This window comes from Corynebacterium sp. HMSC074E01 (genome assembly GCF_001808885.1).
GTDB lineage: Bacteria > Actinomycetota > Actinomycetes > Mycobacteriales > Mycobacteriaceae > Corynebacterium.
In genome coordinates this window covers 1-349 of record NZ_KV794823.1, presented here as the reverse complement: position 1 = coordinate 349, position 349 = coordinate 1, and the positions used below count along the sequence as shown (strand labels likewise).

The following is a 349-nucleotide window of genomic DNA, read 5'->3' as shown; positions in this document are numbered from 1 at the left end:
TCCATTGGGGCCCACAACACCGCACACACAACCCCTACCAAGTATCACATGCACACGGTTTAGCCTCATCCACGTTCGTTCGCCACTACTAGCAGAATCATAAATTTTATTTTCTTCTCCTACGGGTACTGAGATGTTTCACTTCCCCGCGTAAACCCCCACAACAGCTATGAATTCACTGAAGGGTAACACCCCATAACAGGTGCCAGGTTTCCCCATTCGGACATCCTCGGATCAACGCTTTATTGACAACTCCCCGAGGCTTAACGCAGCCTTACACGTCCTTCATCGGCTCAGCATGCCAAGGCATCCACCATGCGCCCTAAATAACGAACACACAACCAACACA

Annotated in this window: 1 rRNA gene; it reads right to left on the bottom strand. The window is 50.1% G+C overall.

Annotated elements, in window-relative coordinates:
- Window positions 1-337 (bottom strand): 23S ribosomal RNA (locus HMPREF2537_RS12870); the annotation flags it as partial.
- Between the last annotated feature and the right edge of the window lie 12 nt (window positions 338-349).